This window comes from Pseudomonas sp. 43mfcvi1.1, assembly GCF_900115935.1.
Lineage (GTDB): Bacteria > Pseudomonadota > Gammaproteobacteria > Pseudomonadales > Pseudomonadaceae > Aquipseudomonas > Aquipseudomonas bijieensis.
In genome coordinates this window covers 434151-451390 of sequence record NZ_UETT01000003.1, presented here as the reverse complement: position 1 = coordinate 451390, position 17240 = coordinate 434151, and the positions used below count along the sequence as shown (strand labels likewise).

17 protein-coding genes are annotated in these 17240 nt (G+C 55.4%); 14 read left to right on the top strand and 3 right to left on the bottom strand.

The features are described 5' to 3' along the window. The first annotated feature begins 5 nt into the window (after window positions 1-5). Together DTP52_RS08160 and DTP52_RS08155 are read left to right on the top strand one after the other, a co-directional pair. A complete protein-coding gene (locus DTP52_RS08160; protein ID WP_014335817.1) occupies window positions 6-293 on the top strand; it encodes a DUF2782 domain-containing protein in 288 nt (95 codons plus the stop codon). Between the two features lie 59 nt (window positions 294-352). Beyond that, window positions 353-1303: a homoserine kinase gene (locus DTP52_RS08155; protein WP_109752858.1), complete on the top strand. Its 951-nt coding sequence runs from the start codon at window positions 353-355 to the stop codon at window positions 1301-1303. A gap of 173 nt (window positions 1304-1476) precedes the next feature. Here DTP52_RS08155 and znuA read toward each other — a convergent pair whose 3' ends face one another. Then, window positions 1477-2406 carry a zinc ABC transporter substrate-binding protein ZnuA gene (gene znuA, locus DTP52_RS08150; RefSeq protein WP_109752857.1) on the bottom strand — a complete coding sequence of 310 codons (930 nt, stop codon included), beginning with the start codon at window positions 2404-2406 and terminating at the stop codon, window positions 1477-1479. Window positions 2407-2472: 66 nt separating this feature from the next. On the opposite strand from znuA, the gene zur reads away from it, so the two are divergent. The 4 genes from zur to DTP52_RS08130 are packed head-to-tail and all read left to right on the top strand — an operon-like array spanning window position 2473 to window position 5269. Then, window positions 2473-2955: a zinc uptake transcriptional repressor Zur gene (zur, locus tag DTP52_RS08145; RefSeq protein ID WP_109752856.1), complete on the top strand. Its 483-nt coding sequence runs from the start codon at window positions 2473-2475 to the stop codon at window positions 2953-2955. Then, window positions 2955-3737: a zinc ABC transporter ATP-binding protein ZnuC gene (gene znuC / locus DTP52_RS08140; RefSeq protein ID WP_109752855.1), complete on the top strand. Its 783-nt coding sequence runs from the start codon at window positions 2955-2957 to the stop codon at window positions 3735-3737. The genes zur and znuC overlap by 1 nt, the downstream gene beginning before the upstream one ends. Next, entirely contained in the window at window positions 3730-4518 is a 789-nt protein-coding gene (gene znuB / locus DTP52_RS08135) for a zinc ABC transporter permease subunit ZnuB (RefSeq protein ID WP_109752854.1), read from the top strand. The genes znuC and znuB overlap by 8 nt, the downstream gene beginning before the upstream one ends. 37 nt (window positions 4519-4555) lie before the next feature. Continuing rightward, window positions 4556-5269 carry a PA5502 family lipoprotein gene (locus tag DTP52_RS08130; protein WP_109752853.1) on the top strand — a complete coding sequence of 238 codons (714 nt, stop codon included), beginning with the start codon at window positions 4556-4558 and terminating at the stop codon, window positions 5267-5269. Between the two features lie 118 nt (window positions 5270-5387). Here the strand turns inward: DTP52_RS08130 and katE are convergent, their stop codons facing one another. Next, window positions 5388-7580 (bottom strand): catalase HPII, encoded by a 2193-nt coding sequence (katE, locus tag DTP52_RS08125; protein ID WP_109752852.1) that lies wholly within the window; start codon window positions 7578-7580, stop codon window positions 5388-5390. A gap of 210 nt (window positions 7581-7790) precedes the next feature. Between katE and DTP52_RS08120 the strand changes: the two genes are divergently transcribed. The 6 genes from DTP52_RS08120 (at window position 7791) to DTP52_RS31010 (ending at window position 14556) form a co-directional block, all read left to right on the top strand. After that, window positions 7791-8798, top strand: a complete 1008-nt coding sequence (locus DTP52_RS08120) for a methionine ABC transporter ATP-binding protein (protein ID WP_109752851.1) — start codon at window positions 7791-7793, stop codon at window positions 8796-8798. After that, complete coding sequence (locus DTP52_RS08115) at window positions 8798-9472, top strand: methionine ABC transporter permease (protein ID WP_003196204.1); 675 nt, start codon at window positions 8798-8800, stop codon at window positions 9470-9472. The genes DTP52_RS08120 and DTP52_RS08115 overlap by 1 nt, the downstream gene beginning before the upstream one ends. Before the next feature lie 79 nt (window positions 9473-9551). Further along, window positions 9552-10325 carry a MetQ/NlpA family ABC transporter substrate-binding protein gene (locus DTP52_RS08110; RefSeq protein WP_109752850.1) on the top strand — a complete coding sequence of 258 codons (774 nt, stop codon included), beginning with the start codon at window positions 9552-9554 and terminating at the stop codon, window positions 10323-10325. Window positions 10326-10754: 429 nt separating this feature from the next. Continuing rightward, complete coding sequence (locus DTP52_RS08105; protein WP_109752849.1) at window positions 10755-12497, top strand: AIPR family protein; 1743 nt, start codon at window positions 10755-10757, stop codon at window positions 12495-12497. Window positions 12498-12537: 40 nt separating this feature from the next. Then, complete coding sequence (locus DTP52_RS08100; protein WP_218278348.1) at window positions 12538-13590, top strand: FRG domain-containing protein; 1053 nt, start codon at window positions 12538-12540, stop codon at window positions 13588-13590. Window positions 13591-13755: 165 nt separating this feature from the next. Beyond that, window positions 13756-14556 (top strand): hypothetical protein, encoded by an 801-nt coding sequence (locus DTP52_RS31010; protein WP_146206843.1) that lies wholly within the window; start codon window positions 13756-13758, stop codon window positions 14554-14556. Window positions 14557-14706: 150 nt separating this feature from the next. On the opposite strand, the gene DTP52_RS08095 is transcribed toward DTP52_RS31010, so the two are convergent. Next, on the bottom strand, window positions 14707-15054 hold the full coding sequence (locus DTP52_RS08095) for a DUF6124 family protein (protein WP_109752847.1): 348 nt from the start codon (window positions 15052-15054) through the stop codon (window positions 14707-14709). Window positions 15055-15557: 503 nt separating this feature from the next. Here DTP52_RS08095 and DTP52_RS08090 point away from each other — a divergent pair. Then, entirely contained in the window at window positions 15558-16115 is a 558-nt protein-coding gene (locus DTP52_RS08090; RefSeq protein WP_146206842.1) for a hypothetical protein, read from the top strand. A gap of 136 nt (window positions 16116-16251) precedes the next feature. Next, window positions 16252-16626 (top strand): lysozyme inhibitor LprI family protein, encoded by a 375-nt coding sequence (locus DTP52_RS08085; protein WP_109752845.1) that lies wholly within the window; start codon window positions 16252-16254, stop codon window positions 16624-16626. Window positions 16627-17240 lie beyond the last annotated feature (614 nt).

Sequence of the window (17240 nt, the reverse complement as noted above, 5' to 3'; positions counted from 1 at the left end):
TTATCATGCGTACACTAAATCGCCTGTTACTGGCTGGCTTGTTTGCAATTACACCGTTGGCCGTCATGGCAGCGGATGACGCACCCTCGGCGGACCCGGACGTCACCATCCGCACCGAAGGTGATAGAACCATTCAGGAGTATCGGCAAAACGGATTTTTGTACGCGATCAAGGTCACGCCCAAGAACGGCAAGCCTTATTTCCTGGTACGCGCCGATGGCACTGATGCAAACTTCATCCGCTCGGACCAGCCGGATATGCTGATTCCGTCGTGGAAAATCTTTGAGTGGTAATACCGCTCGCGACTTCAACCGGCGCCCGCTGAAGGGCGCCCGTACTGGCAGTTTTAACCATGTCTGTGTTCACCCCCCTGGCTCGGCCCGAGCTGGAAACCTTTCTCGCCCCTTACGGGCTTGGCCGTCTGCTTGATTTCCAGGGGATCGCCGCCGGCAGCGAAAACACCAATTTCTTCATCAGCCTGGAGCAGGGCGAATTCGTCCTGACCCTGGTCGAGCGCGGCCCGGTGCAGGAAATGCCGTTCTTCATCGAACTGCTGGACGTGCTGCATGACGCCGACCTGCCGGTGCCTTATGCCTTGCGCACCACCGATGGCGTGGCGCTGCGGGAACTGGCGGGCAAACCGGCACTGTTGCAACCGCGCCTGGCGGGCAAGCACATCAAGCAGGCCAACGCGCAACATTGCGCCCAGGTCGGCGAGTTGCTGGCGCACCTGCACCTGGCGACCCGGGACAAGATGATCAAGCGCAAGACCGACCGCGGCCTGGACTGGATGCAGGAGGAGGGTGCCAAGCTGCTGTCGCACCTCGATACCGAGCCCCGTAGGCTCCTTCAGGTTGCGCTGGACGAAATTTCGTCGCAAAAGGTAGGCATCCTGGCGCTGCCCCGGGCCAACATCCATGCGGATCTGTTCCGCGACAATGCAATGTTCGAAGGCACGCACCTGACCGGGTTGATCGACTTCTACAACGCCTGCTCAGGGCCGATGCTGTATGACGTCGCCATTGCCTTGAACGACTGGTGCTCGGACGACGACGGTGTGCTCGATGGCGCGCGGGCGCGGGCGTTGCTGGGGGCCTATGCGGCGCTGCGACCGTTCACTCCCGCCGAGGCCGAACTCTGGCCGACCATGCTGCGCGTGGCGTGCGTGCGGTTCTGGCTGTCGCGGTTGATCGCCGCCGAATCGTTTGCCGGGCAGGATGTGTTGATTCACGATCCGATGGAGTTCCAGCAGCGGCTGGCGCAGCGGCAGACGGTTCACACACCGTTGCCTTTCGCTTTATAGCAGCAGGCAAGCGCGAATCTGAATGCTCTTGTGGCGAGGGGATTTATCCCCGCTGGGGCGCGAAGCGGCCCTCAAGAAATATCTGCCGCCGCAGCTCATCAGACCGAAAGCAAGGGGCTGCTGCGCAGCCCAGCGGGGATAAATCCCCTCGCCACAGGTTTTGCGTTGGCAGGCTATAGCGACTCCAGGCACCCCGCCAAATCATTGCCCAACTTCTCCAACAACTGCTCATACCCCTGCGCCGTCGCCGGGGTATAGCCGCCCAGTGCATCCAGTTCCGCCAGCTTCACCGGCAACCCGGCCACCAGGGTTTCGGCCAGGCGCGGGCGCAGCGGTGGTTCGCTGAACACGCAGGTCTTGCCCACCGCTTGCAAGCGCGTGCGCATCGCCGCCACGTGCTGGGCACCGGGCTGGACTTCGGCAGCCACGGCGAACACCCCGGCGTGCTTGAGGCCGTAGTTGTCTTCGAAATAATCAAACGCTTCGTGGAACACGAAATACGGCTTGCCCGCGACCCCGGCCAGGCGCGCCTTCAAGCGTGTATCCAGGGCGTCGAGACGCTGGTTGAAACCCTTGAGGTTGCTTTGATAGCGGGCAGCGTTGGCCGGATCCGCCGCGCTCAGGTCAGCCGCCATTTTTGCCGCGATCACCCGCGCATTGAGCGGCGAGAGCCACAAGTGGGCATCCACGCTGCCGGGGCGATGGTCGTGATCGTGTTCATCGCCGTCATGATCATCGTCCTCGTGGGAGGCGCTGTCCTGGGCGAAGTGACGCAACTTGAGCCCCGGCAGATCCTGCACCGCGACGGAGGGCAGGGTACGACCGTTCAACACTCGCGGCAGGAAACCTTCCATGTCGGGCCCAATCCAGTACAGCAAGTCCACTGACTGCACCTTCCGTACGTCGGATGGCCGCAAGGCATAGTGATGCGGCGAAGCACCGGGAGGCAGCAACACTTCCGGAACCGCCACGCCGTCCTGTACCGCAGCGGCAATCAGCTGTAACGGCTTGATGCTGGTGAGCACCTTGACGTCGGCCTGGGCCGGGCCAATCAATAGAAAACTTGCGACAAAAACGACAAAGAGCGAAAAAAATCGGGACACGATGACCACTCGTAGAGGCGAGAACGGGTAACATAATAACGTCTCTCACTAAACTCGTCGCTGCCCATGCCTATTACACCCCTTGCCAGTCGTCCCCACGATCACTCCCACTGCGTGCACAGCGCGCTGTCCGAGGCCGATGCCATCTGCGCGCGCCAGGGGTTGCGCCTGACCGCCTTGCGTCGGCGCGTGCTGGAATTGGTCTGGCAGAGCCACAAGCCGCTGGGCGCCTACGACATCCTCGCCGTGCTCAGCGAGCAGGACGGCCGCCGCGCCGCGCCGCCGACGGTCTATCGGGCACTGGATTTCCTCCTGGAAAACGGCCTGGTACATCGCATTTCGTCGCTGAACGCCTTCGTCGGCTGCAACCATCCGGAGCACGCCCACCAAGGCCAGTTCCTGATCTGCCGCGAATGCCATGCGGCCATCGAGCTGGAGCAGAAGTCCATCAGCGATGCGATCATCGCCAGCGCCAAAGAAGTCGGCTTCGTGGTCGATACCCAGACCGTCGAAGTGGTCGGTCTGTGCTCCGGCTGCCAGGGGGCCTGATGAGCAATGCGTTGATCCGCCTTGAGCAGGTGGCCGTGACGTTCGCCGGGCAGAGCGTGCTGGACAACATCCAACTGAGCGTCGAGCCGGGGCAGATCGTGACCCTGATCGGCCCCAACGGCGCCGGCAAGACCACACTGGTGCGCGCCGTGCTCGGTTTGCTCAAGCCCGACAGCGGCAGTGTCTGGCGCAAGCCAAAGCTGCGGGTCGGCTACATGCCGCAAAAACTCCACGTAGACCCGACGCTACCGCTGTCGGTGTTGCGCTTCCTGCGCCTGGTGCCTGGCGTGGACCGCGCACGGGCCTTGGCGGCGCTCAACGAAGTCGGCGCCGAACAGGTAATCGACAGCCCGGTGCAAAGTGTTTCCGGTGGCGAAATGCAGCGCGTGCTGCTGGCCCGCGCTCTGCTGCGCGAGCCTGAACTGCTGGTGCTCGACGAACCGGTGCAAGGTGTCGATGTAGCGGGGCAGGCCGAGCTGTACAGCCTGATCACGCGCTTGCGCGACCGTCATGGTTGCGGCGTGCTGATGGTGTCCCACGATCTGCACCTGGTGATGAGCACCACCGACCAAGTGGTCTGCCTCAACCGCCACGTCTGCTGTTCCGGGCATCCCGAGCAGGTCAGCGGCGATCCGGCCTTCGTCGAGTTGTTCGGAAAGAACGCACAAAGCCTGGCGATTTATCACCACCACCACGATCACGCCCACGACCTGCATGGTTCAGTGGTCAGTGCCCCTTCTGCTTCCAATCATGTTCATGGAGATGGCTGCAAGCATGGCTGATTTTCTGTTGTACGCCCTGCTCGCAGGCCTGGCCCTGGCGCTGGTGGCCGGCCCCTTGGGCTCGTTCGTGGTCTGGCGGCGCATGGCTTATTTTGGCGACACCTTGTCCCACGCGGCGTTGCTCGGCGTGGCCCTGGGGTTTCTGCTGGATGTCAGCCCCGCGGTGGCGGTGACCGTTGGCTGCCTGTTGTTGGCGGTGTTGTTGGTGACGTTGCAACAGCGCCAGCCGCTGGCGTCCGACACACTGTTGGGCATTCTGGCGCCGAGCACCCTGTCCCTCGGGCTGGTGGTACTAAGCTTCATGCATGACGTGCGAATTGACCTGATGGCCTATCTGTTCGGCGATCTGTTGGCGATCAGTCCGACAGACCTGTCGTGGATCCTCGGCGGCAGCGCGGCGGTGCTGTTGTTGCTGGTGGCGCTCTGGCGGCCCTTGCTGGCCGTCACCGTGCACGAGGAACTGGCGCGCGTCGAAGGCTTGCCGGTGGTGGGTTTGCGTCTGGCACTGATGCTGCTGATTGCCGTAGTCATCGCGGTGGCGATGAAGATCGTCGGTGTCTTGCTGATCACTTCATTGCTGATCATCCCGGCGGCTGCGGCACAGCGTCACGCCCGCTCCCCGGAGCAAATGGCCCTGGGCGCGAGCCTGCTGGGCATGCTCGCGGTGTGCGGTGGATTGGCGTTGTCGTGGTTCAAGGACACCCCGGCCGGTCCGTCGATCGTGGTCAGCGCCGCTGCGTTGTTTCTGCTGAGTTTTGTCCTGCCTCGTAGAGGGGTGTAGACTTGCTCGCTTTTTGCGCAAATAGAGAGTCGCAGGAATGAAGCCGTTCGCCTCCCGTTATCTGCTCCTTGTCGCATTTTCCCTGCTGCTGGGCGCTTGCCAGAGTACACCGCCGGTCATCCAGGCCCCCGATACGCGGGGCCCGGCCATCGCGCAGCTCGAGCAAAGCCTGGCCAGCAATGAGCTGGCCACCGCTGAAGACCAGTTGGCCGCCTTGCAAGCCCAGTCGCCCGAAGACCCGTCGCTGGAACCCTACCAGCGGCAACTGGCCGAGGCGTACTTGCGTCGCAGCCAGATCGATCTGCAAAAAGGCGATGTCAACGCCGCCGCCACGGCCCTGAGCCGTGCCCGAGCCTTGATGCCCAAGGCCCCGGCGCTCACCGGCGAGGTCAACAGCGCCATTGCCGAAGCGCGCAAGGCCGAGCTGGATAAAGCCGAGGCCGCCCTCCAGGCCGCCGAAGCCAAACCGGTCGCCAAAGTGATCGATCCGAGCGCCGAAAGCACCACGGTGGCACTCAACATCGCCGATATCCAGCAACTGCGCCGTCAATTGGATGCCATCGCCGCTGATGTGGTGAATTTTCAATGTGACGTCAGCATCCAGGCGCCACGCACCGATGATTATCCGTGGTTGGCGACGTTGCTGACCAAGCGGGTCAAGAAACTTGATCCTGGGTTTGACCTGAAGTTGCAAAAGCAGATTTTGCGCAGCGTGCCGGCGCAGATGGTTCTAACTCCGCGTAAGCCTTAAAAAGCATCGCGAGCAGGCTCGCTCCCACAGTGATTTTGTGTCGATCACAAAACCCCATGTGGGAGCGAGCCTGCTCGCGATAGCGTCCTACCAGCAAACAATCTCTTTCAGACAACCCTCAAGCCGGAACCGCCTTGGCCTTAGGCTCCCGCGCCCAAACCCGATGCTGAGCAATCGCCGCAAAAAACCGCGAAAAACCGCTCGCCTCCGCGTCTTCGATCAACCCCGCATCCACTTCCAGCTTCAACTCCACCAACAACTGCCGGGCCTCACCATGAAGCCCAATGGCTTTCAGATGCTTGTAGGCCTCCAGCACGTAATGCAACGCCACGCCGTCGCGACTCAAGGCCTTGATCGACTCCGCGCCACCCGGTACGAACACCGCGTCAAAGGCAATCGACGGCAAGCCTTCCATGGACGCATCCACCGCTAGCTTTTTCCCATCGGCCGTAGTCACTGGCGCCGAAGTCGGCCCAAGTACTTTGGCATGGGCGCCCTCAGCCTTCAGGGCTTGCTTGAGCGCATCGATGATCGCGCCATCGACACCGTCGGCCACCAGCACCGCCACCTTGCGGGTCTTGATGTCCCCGGACAGCAGGTTCGCCTGGCTCAAGGCCGGGGACTGCTCCAGCGAAGGCTTCGGTACATCGACGGTGCCGGCGGTGGGTGCCGGCAAGCCGAGGTTCTTCGCGACCCGTCCGGCCAGTTCCAGATCGATGTTGGCGAGGATTTCGTTGACCTGCCGCGCCCGGATGAACTCCCGCTCCACCTTGCCCAGTTCGAAGCTGTAGGCGGCGATGATGTGCTCCTGCTCATGAGGGCTCATGCTCTTGTAGAACAACCGCGCTTGGGAAAAATGGTCGGCGAACGAATCGCTGCGTTGGCGGATCTTGTAGGCGTCGATGCGCTCTGGATAGCTTTCGAAGCCACCGTCCTCAGGGCCGGGCGGGGTTTCTTTCGGCCAACCGCCATCGATGGAGTTCGGCTCGTAGGAAGCGCGCCCCTTGTCGATGGTGCTGCGGTGCATGCCGTCACGCTGGCCGTTGTGCACCGGGGTAATCGCCCGGTTGATCGGCAGCTCATGAAAATTCGGCCCACCGAGTCGGCTGATTTGCGTATCGGTGTAGGAAAACAGCCGGCCCTGCAGCAATGGGTCGTTGGAAAAGTCGATACCCGGCACGATATGTCCGGGGCAGAAGGCAACTTGCTCGACTTCGGCGAAGAAGTTGTCCGGGTTGCGGTTCAACACCATCTTGCCCAGGGGCGTGATGGGAACCAGCTCTTCAGGGATGATCTTGGTCGGGTCGAGCAGGTCGAAATCGAACTTGTGCTCGTCTTCCTCGGCGACGATCTGTACGCCAAATTCCCATTCCGGGTAGTCGCCCATTTCGATCGATTCCCAGAGATCGCGACGGTGGTAGTCGGTATCTTTACCCGCCAGTTTCTGGGCTTCGTCCCACACCAATGAACAGGTGCCGACTGTAGGGCGCCAGTGGAATTTGACGAAGCTGCTTTTGCCTTCGGCGTTGATCATGCGGAAGGTGTGCACGCCAAAGCCCTGCATGCTGCGCAGGCTTTTCGGAATGGCCCGGTCGGACATCGCCCAGATCACCATGTGCGCCGATTCCGGCACCAGCGAGACGAAATCCCAGAAGGTGTCGTGGGCCGAACCGCCGGTAGGTATTTCATTGTGCGGTTCGGGTTTCACCGCGTGGACGAAGTCTGGAAACTTCACCGCATCCTGGATGAAAAACACCGGCATGTTGTTGCCCACCAGGTCGAAGTTGCCTTCGTCGGTAAAGAACTTCACCGCAAAGCCACGCACGTCCCGCACGGTATCGCCGGAACCCCGCGGCCCTTGCACGGTGGAAAAACGCACGAACACCGGGGTTTTCTTACTCGGATCCTGTAGGAAACCGGCTTTGGTCAAGGCCGAGTGCGCATCATAGGTCTGAAAATAACCGTGGGCCCCGGTACCACGAGCGTGGACGATGCGCTCCGGGATGCGCTCATGGTCAAAGTGCGTGATTTTTTCACGCATGATGAAGTCTTCCAGCAGCGAAGGCCCGCGAGCGCCGACGCGAAGGGTGTTCTGGTTATCGGCGATCTTCACGCCCTGATTGGTGCGCAATGCTTGTTCGGTGGCGTCGGAGCGAAACCGTTCCAGGCTCTCGAGCTTGGCGTTGGTGTTGCCGCGATCCAGCGTGTCGGTCCCGGCCAGTTGGCTCTTGTTGACCGTGGGCTTTTCGGTACTCATCAGGCATAACTCCTCTTTGCGATCCCCGCCGTGGCCAGGACTCTTGAGTTCGATACCGCAGGTCGGTACCTGGGCATTTTCGAGTTGCTTAATGAGTGACCGATGCCGTTTGGCTGTGTTCCTTTTTTATGGCCTTTGATCGCGTTATTGCCAAATGACAGGTCCGATCGCAAATAAATGCTAAGAACCTCTATACGGACAGGCTAAAATGCGCGCCCGGCTAACCGCTGACCCTTTTCCAACGCGCCCCACAAGGTTCGCTACGTGATCGAGTTTCAAAACGTTTATAAAACCTACCGGGTCGCCGGTAGGGATATCCCCGCCCTGCATCCGACCAGTCTGACGATTGAGAACGGTCAGGTCTTCGGCTTGATCGGCCATTCCGGTGCGGGAAAAAGTACCCTGCTGCGTCTGATCAATCGCCTGGAAGATTCCACAGGCGGCAAGATCATCGTCGACGGCGAAGAAGTCACCGCCCTGGACGCCAGCGGCCTGCGGCGTTTCCGCCAGCAGGTCGGGATGATTTTCCAGCACTTCAACCTGCTGGCATCCAAGACCGTGGCCGACAACGTCGCGCTGCCACTGACGCTCGCGGGCGAACTGTCCCGCAGCGACATTGACCGCCGAGTGGCCGAGTTGCTGGCGCGGGTCGGGCTGTCCGACCACGCCCGCAAGTACCCGGCGCAATTGTCCGGCGGCCAGAAGCAGCGCGTCGGCATCGCCCGCGCCCTGGCGACCAAGCCGAAGATCTTGCTGTGCGACGAGGCCACCAGTGCCCTCGACCCGCAGACCACCGCCTCGGTGCTGCAACTGCTGGCGGAAATCAACCGTGAGCTGAAGCTGACCATCGTGCTGATCACCCATGAAATGGACGTGATCCGCCGCGTCTGCGATCAAGTAGCGGTGATGGACGCTGGCGTGATCGTCGAGCAAGGCCCGGTGGCCGAGGTGTTCCTGCACCCCAAGCACCCGACCACCAAGCGTTTCGTCCAGGAAGACGAGCAAATCGACGAAAGCGAACAGCGCGACGATTTCGCCCACGTACCCGGGCGCATCGTGCGTCTGACCTTCCAGGGCGACGCGACCTACGCGCCATTGCTCGGCACCATCGCCCGGGAAACCGGCGTGGACTACAGCATCCTGGCCGGCCGCATCGACCGCATCAAAGACACCCCCTACGGGCAACTGACCCTCGCCATCACCGGCGGTGACATGGAGGCGGCGTTTGCCCGCTTCACCGCGGCCGATGTCCACATGGAGGTGCTGCGCTAATGGAACTGTTGAGTTCGTTCTTCTCCAACATCGACTGGCTGGAAATCTGGCTGGCGACGGGCGACACCTTCCTGATGCTGTTCGGTTCGCTGTTGTTTACCGTGCTGCTCGGCCTGCCGCTGGGCGTGTTGCTGTTCCTGTGCAGCCCGCGCCAGTTGCTCGAAGCCCGCGGCGTTTATGCGCTGCTGTCGCTCATCGTCAACATCCTGCGTTCGCTGCCGTTCATCATCCTGTTGATCGTGATGATCCCGTTCACGGTATTGATCACCGGCACCTCCCTGGGCGTGGCCGGCGCGATCCCGCCGCTGGTGGTCGGCGCGACACCGTTCTTTGCGCGGTTGGTGGAAACCGCCTTGCGCGAAGTCGATCGCGGCATCATCGAAGCGACCCAGGCCATGGGCGCGACCACGCGGCAAATCATCGTCAACGCCTTGCTGCCGGAAGCCCGCCCAGGCATTTTTGCAGCGATTACGGTGACAGCGATTACGCTGGTGTCCTACACGGCGATGGCCGGTGTAGTCGGTGCCGGTGGTTTGGGCGACCTGGCGATCCGTTTTGGTTACCAGCGTTTCCAGACCGATGTGATGGTGGTCACGGTGGTGTTGCTGCTGGTGCTGGTTCAGGTCCTGCAAACCGTGGGCGACAAACTGGTTGTGCATTTTTCTAGAAAATAAGGCCTCGCGGCCAATAAACCATGAGCCGGCCATTCGCTGGCAGGCGCCGAGAGCAGGCGCTTCAAAAGGAGTTAGCTGAATGAAGAAACTACTGGTTGCCTTCGCTGCCGCCGCAGCATTTTCCGCCCACGCCGCCGACACCCTGACCGTCGCCGCCACCCCGGTGCCGCACGCGGAAATCCTCGAATTCGTCAAACCGGCCCTGGCCAAAGAAGGCGTGAACCTCCAGGTCAAAGTCTTCACCGACTACATCCAGCCGAACGTACAAGTCGCGGAAAAACGCCTGGACGCCAACTTCTTCCAGCACCAGCCGTACCTGGATGAGTTCAACAAGGCCAAGGGCACGCACCTGGTAAGCGTGGCCGGTGTGCACCTGGAACCCCTGGGCGCGTACTCCAGCAAGTACAAGGCCCTTACCGAACTGCCGGGCGGCGCCAACGTGGTCATCCCGAACGACGCCACCAACGGCGGCCGTGCGCTGTTGCTGCTGGCGAAGGCTGGGGTGATCAAGTTGAAGGATTCGAACAACATCCTGTCCACCACCAAGGACATCACCGAGAACCCGAAGGATCTGAAATTCCGTGAACTGGAAGCCGCGACCATTCCGCGGGTGCTGACCCAGGTGGATCTGGCGTTGATCAACACCAACTATGCGTTGGAAGCCAAGCTTGATCCTTCCAAGGACGCGCTGGTGATTGAAGGTAGCGACTCGCCTTATGTGAATATCCTGGTGGCTCGTGAGGATGACAAGGACAGTGAGGCGATGAAGAAGCTGGTGGCGGCGCTGCATACGCCGGAAGTGAAGGCTTTTATTCTGGAGAAATACAAAGGGGCGGTTTTGCCGGCGTTTTGAGCTGATTGAGTGGTAAAAAAGGGCCTGCATGGGAATGCAGGCCCTTTTTTTTGGGGGGACGTCAAATCATCCGTGGGTTCGCTCCCGATCAGTGGAAAGAGAGACTGCGTCGGGATTACGTCCCCATCGCCCTATCGTGGCCAACGACATCTCCCTTGATTAGCTACTGGATATCAAAGGCTGGCGAGCAGGCCTTCGTTGTCAATGATTTTATGAGGAAGGACTGGCCTGAGAGGAGCGCATTATTAGACTCCTCCGGTTTTCGAAAGCAGATGGAAATCCCAAGCGCTTAGGGCTCAGATAATTTGTATCCCGGTAAATAATGTAGAAGCAGACGCTGGACAGAATGATGGCGAAATAGTAGCGTTCAGTTAGCGGCGCAGAAACAGATGTCTGTGCCAAAAAACTAACTCGCCAAGGACGCGCCCCATGCACCGCATTGTTAACGCCCATTTAAATAACTTTGCCAAAAGCTTTGGATTTGAGTCAGACCCGCAAGATAAACAATTTGAATATTTTTGCAATTATGCGGTGTTGTATTCTAGGTGCGCATCCGGCTTTGATTTAGATGACGTGACCACTAGTTCGGGAGATGACGGCATAGATGGAGTAGCAATAATCTTAGACGAAGAAGTAATAGTCTCAGATGAGGATGCACGTTCAGCTTTTAATACAGAACGCAAAAATCATGACGTGGAAGTTGTTTTCATTCAGGCAAAAACATCCGATGGATTCGACCTTGGAAATTTTTTGAAATTCAAGGAGTCAATTCTACGCTTTCTTAATGAAGAACCGTATCTAGCTACAGATTCAATTCAGAAAAATACTAGAAATGTTTTTGATGAATGCATTGGAAACGTTCCAAAAATTCGTAATGGCAAACCGCGTCTGACCGCACGTTTCATAACTACTGGAAATTACCTTTCCCCGAAAGAGTTTAGCGCTGCTATTATTGCTTTTGAAAATCAAATTAATGATTTTGGCTACTTTTCTGAAGTTGATATAAAGTGTTTGGGGCGTAATGAACTAACGGAGTTGTGGATATCTACCTATTCTGGCATTACAGCACAGCTCCCGCTATTTGGGTCGGCGCCGCTTCCTACAATCGCGGGTATCGAAGAAGCATATTTGGTAGTCGCCAGAGCCGTAGACGTCGTTGCCAACCTGCTAGTCGCTGAAGATGGCAGTTTACGGACTCAAGTTTTCGAAGAAAACGTACGGGCATATTTGGGGGGAGATAATATAGTTAACCAATCAATTGCCGACACGCTTAATAGCAGCACTTCATCCACTAGATTTCCAGTTCTGAATAATGGGATAACCATTGTCAGTCCAGATGTTCGCCTACAAGGCAACACATTACACTTGGAAAATTTTCAAATCGTCAACGGGTGTCAAACCTCAAATATCCTTTATGAGAATAGAGGAAAATATGACGATAAGGTAATGGTTACTCTTAAGGTAATTGAAACCTCCAGCGAAGATGTATTTTCAGAGTTGGTCAGAGCGACAAACAGCCAATCCAAGGTTGATGAAACGCAGTTCTTGACTCTTCGCCCCATAATAAAGCGTGTTGAACAGCTATTTAATTCATTTGAAGGACAGGATGGGCGCTTATACTTCGAGCGCAGAGAGAAACAATATTTCGGGAAAGAAGTGCCTGCTATCCGCACCTTCAATATTAATACTGTAGCTAAGTGCGTTGCCTCAATGTTCTGCCATCGCCCTGACCTAGCTTATCGCTACCCTAAGAAAATGTATGAAAGTCTCTCCGACATTATGTTCGATGAGGAGAACAAGGAAATAATTTTTTATGCGTCATGCTTGACATTGTATCGACTACATTTGTACGTAGCTAGCAGCAACGTCCCCCAAAACATGAGAAGATTTAAATGGCATATCCTAGTTCTGGTATGCACCATTATTGCTGGAAAAGATAAACCGGCGTTGAAATCAAAAAAAATGGACGCCTACTGTCAAAAAATCATCGACAAGCTCACCAAGCCCGGCGAACAAGCACTAGCCCCATTCAAGCAAGCAGTAGAGATTTTGGATACTCTTGGGGAAATTTCAGATGATAGGCTCAAACGACAAGCTGTACTTGATGAAATGCTTGCAGCAATACCCGACCCAACTCCAGTTAAAAAAACTAAACGCCCGGTAAAAGCCTAGGGCTCGGTCAACCTTATTTTCATTCTAAGCGAAGAAGCGGATGGGCCATATTTTTATACAGTATGTTCGTCCCGTTTACTCTGATGTAAAGCGAGCAAAAGCAGGTCGCGGCTTTCCATTGTCTGCTCCCGATAGCTACATTGTTCGTAGGGCTCAACGCTTAATATACCCACCACTTAGTGCATTAAATACATCTGCTGACTATGTAGAATTATTACAAAGGATTCAAATGAGCCCTCTTAAAAAAATTAGTATTGCCGGAACGGAATGGGTCTGCGATGAAGGTACAGGTGTAGAAACACTTCACGTAAAAGACCCGCACGCTTTGATAAAGGCTGCTGGGTATCTAAAGTTCACCCATGCAGGGATACAAAAAAGTGAGGCCATATATTTTCGTGGAGAACGAAAGTTATACGAAAGCCTATCTCCGACTTTATTCCGGGGAATACATCAATCAAAAACGAAAGAAAGAAAAACAATCGCAGTTCAAGATATAATAAAGTCATTTCAAGAAAAATGCAGGATATTTAATTCATTTGGCCAATATTCACACGAGCCGCTTCTACAACATTACGGTATTTCGACGAGCTGGGTTGATGTAGTAGATAACATATGGGTCGCCCTTTGGTTTGCCTGCCATCAGGCAAAATCATCAGGCGAAGGTGGTCACTACTTACATTTTGAGAAGCGGATACCGGCCTCTAGCAGTGACTACGCATACATCTTGCTAATAGGCGCTGACATAGAAAAAAGAAATGGACAAAAGCCAGGTTACTACTTTGGAAAAAATACGGAATTAGTTGATTTAAGAATGGCTGCACCATCGGTTTTTCTTCGTCCACATTCGCAGCATGGACTACTATTCCGATGCAAAGGAGCGGATAACGAAAGGCCTAACGATTACTCTCGGCAAATTCGAGGAATTGTTCGGGTCTCTCTTAAGGATGCCTTGGCCTGGCTTGGCGAGGGAAAAATTGTAGGCACACATTCATTATTCCCACCGCCATTTTATGATGATGGCTATAGAATTCTATTGGAGTCAGGTGTCAGTATCGATAAGAGTATTGGCAGCATTTCTATGGTTGGCGCTTAAATAGCAGTAACCTAACAAACTTAAATAGCAGTAACCTAACAAAAAAGGGAGACAGCAAAAAATTAAACCCCTTGACTTTTGCCGCCACAAAATAAATCCGCTCTTTTTTAATTTTATATACAATAAATTAATATTTTGCTTGGGTACATCCAAAGGAAGGCGCTAGTGATTGATAATAAATTCCCATCTGCGCAAGAGTTCTGCTCAGAGCTACCATTGTATTATTATTATGAAGTCAACGACAGCAATCTTGAAAATTTCGTCTCCTTTGCCCGAAAAACAGCAACCATTGATGTATTTTGTCCTGCATGTTTAAAAGATAGCACTTTTAAGTTGCGGGAGAATAACTACGGTAGAAATAGTATAGATATTGACACGTGGTGGGAATATTATCCATTTTACGAGATGAGATTTATTTGCTCACGAGATCGTGAACATGAAATCAGCTATACGTTTCAATTTGATAAAAATAAGGGGGTGCAGAAGATTGGGCAGTACCCCTCGGTATATGATGTGGCAATCCCTAAAGTGAAAAGCTACAGAAAAGTTCTAGGAGAGGAGCAATATAAGGAGTTCATCAAAGCTATAGGTTTGTTCTCGCATGGTGTAGGAGCCGGAAGCTTAATCTATCTTCGCAGAATTTTTGAAAACTTACTTGAAAAAGCCCATTTGGAGGCAAACCAATCGGAAGAATGGCTAAAGGTCCACTCAGCAACTTATACCAGAGCAACTGTCTCTAAAAAAATCGAAGCTCTCGCTGACTATCTTCCCGAATACTTAGTTGGGAATAAAAAAATTTATAGTATTCTTAGCCTTGGAGTTCATTCGACCCCAGAAGAGGAATGTCTTCATTTATTTCCCTTAATGCGCGTGGCAATCGAATTAATTCTTGATCAAAAAATTCAGACTGCACGACGCAAGCGTAAAGAAGCAGAGATCGCAAGTTTGTTACATCAAATTCCTTAGTTGTTCCTGCCTGCAGGATAGAGGGCTTTAACGCTCCGGAGGACAAAAACTTCTAGCTATATAATGAGATAGCTGAGCAGCAACGTTTATTAATTAAAACAAACCCGACACAAGATGTCGGGCTTGCTTTTTAGGGAGGGTGTTTATCTGCTATCGCGGATCGACGTTATCCAACACTCGATTCGCCAGCAATGAACTCAACTCAATCAACTGTTGAATGCCGAGGAGGATGTGGCGGCGAGGACCTTCCAGGTCAAAGGCCAGGTTGCTGACCATCGCGTCGGCTGCCGCCAGGGTTTCGCTAAGGTTAGCGAGGAGGGATTCGTTGTCGGCGTTTTTTGCGACGGTGAAGAGCTGGCCTGGTTGGGACGCATCTTCGGACTTTTCCGGTTTTGGGAGCAGGTAGTGATCCAGGACGCGTTTGGTGGCTTCGTCGTGCTTTTTGGCCTTGGATTTAGCATGGCCTGTCTCGGGCGGATTTGGAGTAGGTTTGAACATTGGGACTTTCCATAGTAGGGCCGCCACTATCTCGCTACTAAACGAAAGGAGGCAGCTGTGCGCAAGTTAGTAGACCGGTAAAGTCACCAAACCCGGCGCGCCCGAAGGCGCCTTGCGCACAGCCACCATCAAGTGCAGGCAAACGCCTGACTGGATGACACTCATGCAACCGTAGATGACTAACCGAGCTACTAAACCCGACCACTGATGGGCAGTGGCAGGAAAACGATAGAACCCGGAGGCAAGGCGCACAAGCGGGCGGATTCTGGCGTAGTTGTAGGCAATGGCGCAAGGTTAGGTAGCCTGGCGGACGGGGAGTGGTGAGGAGGATAAACAGGGCTTGGTTTTGGCCCGTAAATTGGGGCTAGACGGGTTTACGGTTGAGGTTTGAAGTAGGTGGGGCTGCGTTGCAGCCCAGCGGGAGCAAGCTCCCTCGCCACGAATGTTTGACCGGCTTGGGGATGTTTGGGGATGCTGCAAAACCTTTTTATCCGAATGCACTCATGAATTCATTACGCGAAAACAATCGAAAGCGCTTGATACGACTCATCGACCAGATCCCTGTCGATGAGAATCCCGAGGGCTGGAGTCATATTGCCTCGATAGCCGTCGGCGGGCTGCTATCGGTAGGGTTTTCGCAAAAAGGCCCCTATTTGCTGGTCGTCTCAAGCTCGGGTCGAAGTGTTGTGCACTGCGACACAGGCGAAAAAATTGAGCGCGACTATGAAGAATATGCGGGCTTGAGCGAACTTGGGTTGCATTGCCAGGGCATTGGCGTGATCGCCGATGAAGTCATATCGCTGTGTGGCATAAACGGCGGTGGCTTGCCAACCGGCAACATCGCCGGGGAAGGGCTGGAGCTGGTTTCCCCGGATTGGCCCGAGAACAGCCTTGTTCTGAGCAAACCCTTCAAAAATGCGCTGATTGAGGGTCATCAAGCAGATTGCACGGTGATCTACAGGGACCATGTGAGGGCATTCGGATTTTCTTGGTGTGGGAACTACATCGTTGCGGCGTGCGGCAGCGACCTCGATCTTTGGTCGAGAAAATCAAAGTTGTAGCGCAAGGCAGTCGCGGCCGATCGTGGGCCATGGAAAACATGAAGGCGGTAGGATCCGCTTCATTGTTCGACAACCCTCATGATAAATTCCCCGCCGCGACCTCTAATCAATAGAGGGCATTCAGGGAGAGAAGTAAGTGATCAAGTCTTTGTTGGTTGGGGCATTGCTGGCAATGGCATCAGCATCGGCATCTGCGATGAGTTGCGATAACCCTAGAAATGCCTATGACAGAACCTATTGCGCGTCGCTGAAAATGGTTCAGTCGGATCAGGAAATCAACGAGCAATACAAGAAGACGATGGGTGCTCTGAACCCGGAGCAAAAGAAAAAAGTAAAAGCCGCTCAAATCCAGTGGATCAAAAATCGTGACAGCGCCTGTTCCAACGATGGCCTGCTCTACCTGGACTGTGCCAATGAGAAGACCGAGGCGCGTATCGTCATACTCAAGGCTGTCGAGCGCGAGTGCCGTGCTGCCGGTTGCGATGACGCCAAGCTGTCGCAAGTCGAGTAACCCGTAAACAATGAGCACGTCGGGCTTGCTCTCGCTCATTCAACATAGCGCTCCATCCCTTTTGCACCCGTGACTCACTTGCGGGTCGGAATAAGCTGCGTTTGAGTGGCCGTTTTTGGCCGATAGCAGTCTGCCAAGGGCCGCTGACCTCTATCGCTAAGAAGAAGCGATAGGACAAGCGAAAGTCGTACCCCACGAAAAACCCGACGTAAAGCGTCGGGTTTTTCTTTTGGCGGGATTGATTCCAGCTTGATTGCCTCTTCCTTGTAAAACAGAAGATGCGGTTTGTCTGCGCAATGGTTAAGGCTGCTTTGCATCCCAGCGGGAGCACGCTCTCATGGAACAAATCACAACCTGCTGATTTTAAAAATAAAATTTTCTGCTAAACACAGTTCGACAACGTGATCTCAGTTAGGCGAGCACCTCCCTTTGTGGCGAGGGGATTTATCCCCGCTGGGCTGCGCAGCGGCCCCAAACCCGGCAACTCGGTGTGCCAGAAAGATTGAGTTCACTGCTTTAGGGCTGCTGCGCAGCCCAGCGGGGATAAATCCCCTCGCCACAGGGCCTAGTTCACTGCGCGACAGCGCAGCGTCGAAGACGCGGCGGGGACTCCC